Below are 8,582 nucleotides of genomic sequence, written 5' to 3' on the forward strand. Positions count from 1 at the left end.
GTCGTTTACATGTCGTAGTCGTTGGCATGGCCTTCGAGGGCTTTGAGGATGAGGTTGCGGTCGAGGCGGTCGCTGAGCAGGGCGGCGAAGTCGTACACAAAGTTGCGGATGTAGGCGTTGCGCTTGAAGGCCACGCGGGCCACGTTTTTACCAAACAATTGGGCGCCGGGGCGGGCCACCAAATCGTCGTCCAAGCTTTCTTTGACGGCCATTTCGGCCACGATGCCCACGCCCAAACCCAGTCGCACGTAGGTCTTGATCACGTCAGAGTCGATGGCTTCGAGTGCGATGCGTGGCGTGAGTTGTTTGGCGGCAAACGCTTTGTCAATGCGGGTGCGGCCCGTGAAGGAGGGGTGGTAAGTGATGATGGGCTCGGCTGCCAAATCTTCCAGGGTGATGCGCACTTTGGCGGCCAGCGGGTGTGATTTGGGAATCACGAGCATGTGTTCCCACTCGTAGCAAGGCAAGGTGACGAGCTCGGGGTAGTCGGCCAACGACTCGGTGGCAATGCCAATTTCGGCCACTTCGTCCATCACCATTTGTGCCACTTGGCCGGGGGCACCTTGGTGCAAGCTGATGTTGACTTTGGGGTAGGCCTCGCGCAGTTGAGACACGGGCACGGGCAGCACATAACGCGCTTGGGTGTGGGTGGTGGCGATGGACAAGGTGCCGCTGTCTTGGGCGCTGAACTGCTCGCCGATGCGTTTCAAGTTGCCCACTTCGCGCAGGATGACTTCGATGCTGCGCAGCACATGCTGCCCGGGTTCGGTGACGCGTTTGAGGCGTTTGCCGTGGCGTGAAAAGATCTCGATGCCGAGTTCTTCTTCCAGCTCAATGATGGCTTTGGACACGCCCGGCTGCGAGGTGTGCAGTGACTTTGCCACCTCGGTCAAATTGAGGTTGCGCCGAACGGCTTCTTGGACGAAACGGAATTGGTGCAGGTTCATGCCAGTTTTCCTAGCGCAATGTCAGCCAGCAAATCTAGCAAAACTTCGCGCTCGCCGACGGCGGGTTGGCAGCTGATGTCGACCGAGGGGTGTGCCACGCGCAGCGCTTGCATGAGCGCGGGCAAGTCTTCGCGGGCGTGTCGGCCAACGCCTAAAAACATGGGCACCACATCCAAGCTGGTGGCTCCTTCGGTGACCAGTTGCTGCGCCACGGTGGGCAGGTCGGGGACGGTTAATTCGAGGTAGGCGCAGCGCACGACGGTGGACTCACCCTGTTGGGCCACGCGCTGTTCGATGCGCTGGGCCACCGCTTGAATGGGTTTGTGCCACAGCGGATCACGCGAACCGTGGGCAAACAAAATGATGGCGTGCATGGCAAAACCTTATTGACGCAGCACCAGCCAGCCAAAGGCCGCCAGTGATGCCATGGAGTAAAGCAAACCGGGCGCAGCAGCGGCAAACCACGGCGCCCAGCTGTTGATGTTGCCCACGTAACTGAACACGTTGTTGAGCAAGAAAAAGCTGATGCCCGCCAACACGCCACCAAACACATGGCTGGCAATGTTGCCACTGCGAAAGTGCAAGTAAGCGAAAGGCAGGGCCAGCACCACCATGACCAAACAGCTCAAGGGGTAGAACACTTTCTTCCAGAACTCAATCTCAAAGCGCTGAGTGCTTTGGCCGTTGGCGCTCAGGTGGCGAATGTATTGGAACAAGTCGATGGTGCCCATGCGATCGGGTTTGAGCAGCGCGACCGACACCATTTCAGACGTGATGCTGGTGGGCCAGTTCCAGCTGTCGCGGTAGCTGCGATTCAAAGTGCTGTTGGATTTGTCGCGCAGCAGTTCATCGCGTTCGACTTTGTGCAGCTCCCAAGCGTTGTCGTTGGCGATCAGGCCCACATCGGCTTTGGTCAGCGCCACCCATTGGCCTTCCGCGTTGAATTCAAAAATGCGAATGCCGCTGGGGTTGCCGTCGGGGGTGAGGGTGGTCACGTTGACGGCGTAGCTGCGCTCGGGTTGGCGCTCGCGCAGCCAAGCGCCTGTTTGCCCAACCGTGATTTGCCCCATGTAGCGTGACTTGAGCAGTTGCCCATAGCGGTCGCACAGCGGGGAAAGGTAGTCGCCCACGGCAAAGGTCAGCAGCACAAAGGCCAAACCGAGGCCCATCAAGTTGCGCAGCGCCAAGGTGGGGCCTAGACCGCTGGTACGCAAAATGGTGAATTCAGAGCTTTGGGCCAAGCGGGCCATCACAAAAATGGTGCCGATCAAGACCGAGATGGGCAGCAACTCATACAAATGGCTGGGCACCAAGAGCAACACGAAGGTGAGGGCGTGTTTGAGTTGGTATTGGCCGTTGTTTTTACCGACCGCTTGGAGTTCGTCCACAAAGTCGAAAAAGAAAAACAAGGCCAAAAAGCTGAGGGCCACAAAGCTCACCGCGATCAACACTTCGCCATAAATCAGGCGGCGCAAGGTTTTCATGCGGCGACCTCCGAGCGCTTGGCCGCGCCCAAGAGTTGGCGCCATGTCCAATTGTTATGACGCACGGTGAGCCAAAAAACGGCAGCGGCCAACATGCCACCGTGCAAGACCAACAAGAAGGGCAACAAAGGCATCTTGCCTGCAGAAATCCAGCTTTGGCCGAGGTTGATGAAGTTGTAATACACCACAAAAATGAACAACGCCAAAGCCAAGTTGCCGCCGCGTCCCACGCGAGGGTTGGCGCTGGTGATGGCCAGCGCGATCACCACAAAATTAATGGCCGCCAGCGCCAAGCCCAGACGCCATGCCAATTCGCCTTGGTTGTTCAAGGTCGGGTTTTGAATCAATTGCAGGGTGTGCGTGGCTTTGGCAGGAATGGTGGCGGAGGCTTTCACGTCTTTGCCAATGCGCACGCCATAGGTGCTGAATTCGCTGATTTTGAGGTCTGACTCGCCCAGCGTTTGCTCCACTCGCTGGCCGAGGTTCAAGATCAAGAAACGCTCGTCGTCTATCAAGGCGATCTCGCCGCCTTTGGAGGAGGTCATGGCTTGTTTGCCGTGGTCGATGGACGAAATGAACACGTTTTTGCCTTGCTTGTTTTCGACGCTGTCTTTGTCGATGAAAAACACACGCAAGCCGTTGGCAGATTCTTGAAATTGACCGGGCGAGACGCGCTCTAAGTCACCGCGTCGCTCAAAGCGCTCTTTGAGATCGCTGATTTGTTGGTTAGACCATGGCCAGACCAGCAGCACCAGCACCGCCACGCCCAAGAGCATGGGCCACGCAAAGCGCAGCATGGGCTTGAGAAAACCGCGCAAACCGCGACCACTGACCAGCCAAATCACCATTTCGCTGTCCAAATACATGCGCGACAAGGTGCCGACGGAGGCGATGAACAAGCTCATGGTCAGCACGGTGGGCAAGTGCCCCAGCATGGTGAAGCCCAGCACCAGACTCACTTCAGACGGATTGACGCTGCCCTGTGAGGCTTGGCCCAAGGTGCGAATCAGCATCATGGTCATCACGATGGTGACCAAGACAACGAGCGTGGCGCCGAAGCTGCGGGACAGCTCTTTGCGAATGGAGGAATGGAATAACATCAGAGCAGAAGAAAGACGCAATTATGAACTTTGAGCTCAAGACACTGGATGCCGCAGCCGCTGCGGGCCACAAAACCGATGCCCTGATTGTCCTGCTTTCCGCAGAGGCCAAATTGCCAGCAGGTACGCTGGCGAAATGGGTGGCCGACGCACGCAAAAGTGGCGATATCGATGCAACCCCGTCTAAATTACTGACTTTGTGGCACCCTGAAGGCATGCAGGCCACCCGCGTGGTCTTGGTGTCTACCGGCGATGGCCACGCGGTCCGTGTGCGTCAAGCCGTCACGGCGGCGATGGGCGCCTTGAAAGCCGCAGCGCCTAAGCACGTCACCGTGTGCTTGCCCGATGCCAATGCGCCCTGTTTGCAGGCTGCGGCACAAGCCGTGGCGGATGCCAGCTACACCTACACCGCCACCAAACCTTCGGCCAAAGCGGCTGCGTTGAAGCGCGTGGTCTTGGCGTTGCCCACGGCGGCCAAAACCAAAGCGGCCAAACCCGCGTTTGAGCAAGCCTGCGCCCAAGTGGCGGGTGTGGCCTTGGCCAAAGAGTGGGGCAACCGTCCTGCCAACCATGCCACGCCAACCCAGCTGGGCAAGGTGGCGCAAGGTTTGGCCAAGCACAAGCGCATGAGCTGCAAGGTGTTGGGCCCGAAAGAGATCGAAGCTTTGGGCATGGGCTCATTTGCTGCGGTGGCGCGTGGTTCGCGCGAACCCATGCGTTTCATCGTGCTGCAGTACAACGGCGCGGCCAAAACAGTGGCCCCGACGGTGTTGGTGGGCAAGGGCATCACGTTTGACACAGGCGGTATTTCTCTCAAGCCCGGTGCGGGCATGGACGAGATGAAGTTCGACATGTGCGGCGCGGCCAGCGTGTTGGGCACCTTTGAGGCTTTGGGCCTCTTGCAGCCCAACATCAACGTGGTGGGCCTGATTCCTACCTGCGAAAACATGCCCGATGGCTTGGCGTTGAAGCCCGGCGATGTGGTGACCAGCATGAGCGGCCAAACCATCGAGGTGCTCAACACCGACGCCGAAGGTCGCTTGATTTTGTGCGATGCCTTGACCTATGCCACCCGCTTCAAACCCCGCGCAGTGATTGACATTGCCACGTTGACTGGCGCTTGCGTGATTTCTTTGGGCCATGTGCGCAGCGGTTTGTTCTCACCCTCAGACGAGTTGGCCCAAGCCCTGTCGGCAGCTGGCGAAGCCGCGCTTGACCCCTGCTGGCGCTTGCCCTTGGACGACGACTATGCCGAAGGCCTCAAGTCCAACTTTGCCGATGTGGCCAACGTGGGCGGACGCGAGGGCGGTGCCATCACGGCTGCCAAGTTCTTGCAGCGCTTTGCCAAAGACTACCCGTGGGCGCATTTGGACATCGCGGGCTCAGCATGGAAGAGCGGCGCGGCCAAAGGCGCGACCGGCCGTCCCGTGGGCTTGCTGCTGCAGTATTTGTTGACCGCCTGATCGCGGCTATGACCGAAATCGCCTTTCATTTCAACGCACCCGACAAGCTGGCTTATGCCTGCCGTTTGCTGCGTAAAGCGGTGAGCAGCGGTGCCAAAGTGGTGGTCACCGGCAGCGCCGCCAGCCTGCAGGCCTTGGATACTCAGTTGTGGACGTTCTCTGCTTTGGAGTTTTTGCCCCATTGCCGTGCAGACAGCCCCATCGAGCAGCGCATGGCTTCGCCCATCGTGCTGGCGCCTCAGATTGATGGGGGGGCTGAGTTACCTCATCACCACGTGCTGCTGAACTTGGGGGCCGAGGTGGCCGCTGGCTTTGAGCGTTTTGAGCGCGCGATTGAGGTGGTCAGCTTGGATGAGCATGACCGCCAATTGGCCCGTTCACGGTGGAAGCATTACACCGATCGGGGGTATTCCATCACACGTCATGATTTGAAGCTGAAAGAAACTTAGGCTTGAATTTTGCATCTGTGTTGTGAGTTCTTTTTTTCGTTTTATGCCATCTCAAACAAGGACGTTTCCTATGAAAACCGCATTCAAATTAACCGCGATGGCCACATGGGTGGCACTGACTGGCTTGGCTTCGGCGCAAGAGCAAGTTGTGAAAATTGGCCATGTCGCCCCCTCAGCGGCGCCATCGCGCACTTAGGCAAAGACAACGAAAACGGCGCACGTTTGGCGCTTGAAGAAATCAACGCCAAAGCTCTGAACATTGGCGGCAAGAAGATCAAGTTTGAATTGCAGGCGGAAGACGATGCCGCCGATCCCAAGCAAGGCACCGCAGTCGCTCAAAAATTGGTGGATGCCAAGGTCAGCGGCGTGATTGGTCACCTCAATTCGGGCACCACCATTCCAGCGTCGCGCATTTACAGCGATGCGGGCATTCCTCAAATTTCTCCCTCGTCGACCAACCCCAAATACACACGTCAAGGCTACAAAACAGCGTTTCGTGTGGTGGCGGATGACGTGCATTTGGGCGGCACATTGGGCCGTTATGCCGTGAAAGAACTCAAAGGCAAAGCCATTGCCGTGATTGACGACCGCACAGCCTACGGCCAAGGTGTGGCCGAGGAGTTTGAAAAAGCGGTCAAAGCGGCTGGCGGCACTTTGGTGGGCCACGAGTTCACCACCGACAAAGCCACAGACTTCATGTCGATCTTGACCACCTTCAAAGGCAAGAAGCCAGACATCGTCTTCTTTGGTGGCATGGATGCGGTGGGCGGCCCCATGGTCAAACAAATGAAATCGTTGGGATTGAATGCCAAATTCATGGGCGGTGATGGCATTTGCACCACAGAGATGATCAAGTTGGCGGGGGACGCCATGGCGGACGGTCAAGTCGTGTGTGCTGAAGCCGGTGGCGTCGATGGCGCCCTCAAAAAGGGCATGGATGACTTCAATATGAAGTACAAAAAACGCTTCAACGAAGACGTCAAGCTCTATGCGCCCTATGTGTACGACGCCGTCTACGTGATGGTGGATGCGATGCAGCGCGCCAAGTCCACCAACCCCACGCAATATTTGCCTGAGTTGGCCAAGACCACGGGCTACAAAGGGGTGACGGGCACCATTTCGTTCGATGCCAAAGGCGACATCAAAAATGGCGCTCTGACGCTCTACACCTTCAAAGGCGGCAAGCGCGATCAAATCGCTGTGGTGCGTTGAGCACCTAGGCTTGGCCTTGTTTCAAAAGCCACCCTCGGGTGGCTTTTTGTTGCCTGTCTTATTGCGCAGCCTTGGGCGGCACGTAGTCAAACACCAAATAGCTGAATGGTTTGATCAGTGGAAAGCGCAGGCCTTCGCTGTGCACTTTGAACTCGATGGGGTCTTGTGGCTGGCCTTGCTTGAACAGCCAAGAGGCCATTTGCTCTGCGCACAAGGTGCTTTCTTCGGTTTTTTCGAGAGGGCCTAAAGGGCACAGCAGCACACCCGCTTGTTGTTGCCAGCCCGTCAAGGGGTTGACGGTGGCTGGGAATTGGTCAGGCACGCCAGGAATCACGCGCAGGTGGTGGTCGCCATAAAACGCCACCAAAGCGTTTTCCGCCCATTGGCCACCCACCCATTTCAGCGGCTGGTCAGGGTGACGCTCTTGCCAACCTTTGAGCACTTCGTGGGCCGCTTCACGGCGGGGCAGGTAATGATTTTCTGTGCCGTTTTGTGCTTGGTGCCAAGCGTACCAAGGGCTGATGGCCAAAACCAGTACCAACCAAATGGCGACGCTTAGGCGCAGGCGTGAAGCAACCCAAGGCAAGTCGGTTCCATCCACACTCAAATTGCGCAGCCACAGCAGAGAAAAGCCATAGCCAATGGGGATGGCCCAAGGCAATGACAGCTCGACAAAGCCCGTCATGCCAAACACCAGCGTGATCGCCCAAGGCAGCATGGCGAACCAAAACAAGCTGTCATCCCAGCTTTGTGGGCACCAGCTGCGCCACATGCGCACAGGCCATGTCTGGGCGCGTTGGGTCCAGGTGGGTTGACCAGGCATGACAAACCACGTGCAAAGCAACCAAGGAATCAGCCAAAACGCGACAGGCGCGATGGCAAATTTGGTCACCATGCTCCAGCTGGTGCCGCTTTCGCCACCTTGTTCACTGACGTAATGCAACGTCACAAAGTCATGCGCGGCCAGCCATCGGTAATGCGGCCACATGCACAACGCAAAGATGGCCAAAGCCAGCCAAGGTTTGGGCGTCAAAAACCAGCGGCGGCTGTCGGCATTGGCCAACGCGGTCAAAAAGATGCCCAATAAAAATACGCCGCTGTAATACTTGCCCAACATCGCCAAGGCGCTCAACGCACCCAAGCCGATGGACCAAGTCCAGCCATCACGCCCTTCCAGTTGAATACTTTTGATCCAAGCAACAGCCACCCATGGCCACAGGCTTAGCAAAATCGCATTCGCGTTGAACTTGACGGCCAAGGTGCTGTACGGAAACGCCATGCACAACAGCAGCACGGCGGGCAGCGCCAAGTCTTCTCGCCCAATCGACTGAGCCACACGGTAAACCCCCAGCAGGCCCAGCGCCGCATTGGCGTAAGACAGCAGGTGATAGGCCGTATCGGTGTTGGGAAACACGGTGAACCAAGCCCCAGTGACCCATGCAAAGAGCGGGGGGTGCTTGGCGCTGCCCCATTCAAAGGTTTGGCCCCATGCAAAGTTTTCCAGCATGTCCGCGTAGCCGTCGAGGTTGGTGTCGCTGATGCCGTGGGCGAGCACCCAGACCAAGAGATGGGCGGCGAGCAAAAGCCAAATCCATGACAAAGATTGGCTTTTTGCGGTGTTTAAAAGGGAATGAAAAAGTTTGGACAAGACTGTCGATCACAAAGTTAGTACAAAAATTATAGAAGTCTCTGGCAAGCTGCCCCGTTTTGAGGGGCCTGTTCTTTATGAATCAACGACTTACGCCATCTTTAACTGCAGCTTAAGAGGTGTTTTGAAAAAAACATCAATTGGCGGATTCAAGGACGAAGTGCAACAAAGATGAACTGGTTATAGGTGGCTGAGGATGCGAGAGCATCATGGCCGCTTTAACCGCCAAATCGAAATTGCCCAATGTACAAGCACCTCAGCCGAGAAGAACGATACCAA

7 protein-coding genes and 1 pseudogene are annotated in these 8,582 nt (G+C 57.1%); 3 read left to right on the forward strand and 5 right to left on the reverse strand.

Annotated elements, in window-relative coordinates; all coding sequences use genetic code 11:
- Window positions 1-5: 5 nt before the first annotated feature.
- The 4 genes from RMS95_RS10015 to lptF are packed head-to-tail and all read right to left on the reverse strand — an operon-like array spanning window position 6 to window position 3,531.
- Entirely contained in the window at window positions 6-947 is a 942-nt protein-coding gene (locus RMS95_RS10015; protein ID WP_310645790.1) for a CysB family HTH-type transcriptional regulator, read from the reverse strand.
- Window positions 944-1,321 (reverse strand): CbiX/SirB N-terminal domain-containing protein, encoded by a 378-nt coding sequence (locus tag RMS95_RS10020; RefSeq protein ID WP_310645792.1) that lies wholly within the window; start codon window positions 1,319-1,321, stop codon window positions 944-946. The genes RMS95_RS10015 and RMS95_RS10020 overlap by 4 nt, the downstream gene beginning before the upstream one ends.
- Before the next feature lie 9 nt (window positions 1,322-1,330).
- Window positions 1,331-2,431, reverse strand: a complete 1,101-nt coding sequence (lptG, locus tag RMS95_RS10025) for an LPS export ABC transporter permease LptG (protein WP_310645793.1) — start codon at window positions 2,429-2,431, stop codon at window positions 1,331-1,333.
- Window positions 2,428-3,531, reverse strand: coding sequence for an LPS export ABC transporter permease LptF (gene lptF / locus RMS95_RS10030; RefSeq protein WP_310645795.1), 1,104 nt, complete (start codon window positions 3,529-3,531; stop codon window positions 2,428-2,430). Before lptF ends, lptG begins: the two co-directional genes overlap by 4 nt.
- A gap of 23 nt (window positions 3,532-3,554) precedes the next feature.
- On the opposite strand from lptF, the gene RMS95_RS10035 reads away from it, so the two are divergent.
- From RMS95_RS10035 to RMS95_RS10045, 3 genes and pseudogenes are all read left to right on the forward strand, one after another.
- On the forward strand, window positions 3,555-4,994 hold the full coding sequence (locus tag RMS95_RS10035; RefSeq protein ID WP_310645797.1) for a leucyl aminopeptidase: 1,440 nt from the start codon (window positions 3,555-3,557) through the stop codon (window positions 4,992-4,994).
- Window positions 4,995-5,002: 8 nt separating this feature from the next.
- A complete protein-coding gene (locus RMS95_RS10040; protein ID WP_310645798.1) occupies window positions 5,003-5,443 on the forward strand; it encodes a DNA polymerase III subunit chi in 441 nt (146 codons plus the stop codon).
- A gap of 70 nt (window positions 5,444-5,513) precedes the next feature.
- Window positions 5,514-6,655 (forward strand): annotated as a pseudogene (locus RMS95_RS10045) (branched-chain amino acid ABC transporter substrate-binding protein).
- A 58-nt stretch (window positions 6,656-6,713) separates the two neighbouring features.
- Here the strand turns inward: RMS95_RS10045 and RMS95_RS10050 are convergent.
- The gene (locus RMS95_RS10050) at window positions 6,714-8,237 is read right to left on the reverse strand and encodes a glycosyltransferase family 39 protein (protein WP_310645800.1); all 1,524 of its coding nucleotides are present in this window, start codon (window positions 8,235-8,237) and stop codon (window positions 6,714-6,716) included.
- Window positions 8,238-8,582 lie beyond the last annotated feature (345 nt).

It is taken from the genome of Limnohabitans sp., assembly GCF_031539175.1.
In the GTDB taxonomy this organism is placed as follows: domain Bacteria; phylum Pseudomonadota; class Gammaproteobacteria; order Burkholderiales; family Burkholderiaceae_C; genus Limnohabitans.

Bases quoted from the DNA above. Each gene is read 5' to 3' on its own strand.
- RMS95_RS10015 (WP_310645790.1), bottom strand. From the start codon at position 947: ATGAACCTGCACCAATTCCGTTTCGTCCAAGAAGCCGTTCGGCGCAAC.
- RMS95_RS10020 (WP_310645792.1), bottom strand. From the start codon at position 1,321: ATGCACGCCATCATTTTGTTTGCCCACGGTTCGCGTGATCCGCTGTGG.
- lptG (WP_310645793.1), bottom strand. From the start codon at position 2,431: ATGAAAACCTTGCGCCGCCTGATTTATGGCGAAGTGTTGATCGCGGTG.
- lptF (WP_310645795.1), bottom strand. From the start codon at position 3,531: ATGTTATTCCATTCCTCCATTCGCAAAGAGCTGTCCCGCAGCTTCGGC.
- RMS95_RS10035 (WP_310645797.1), top strand. From the start codon at position 3,555: ATGAACTTTGAGCTCAAGACACTGGATGCCGCAGCCGCTGCGGGCCAC.
- RMS95_RS10040 (WP_310645798.1), top strand. From the start codon at position 5,003: ATGACCGAAATCGCCTTTCATTTCAACGCACCCGACAAGCTGGCTTAT.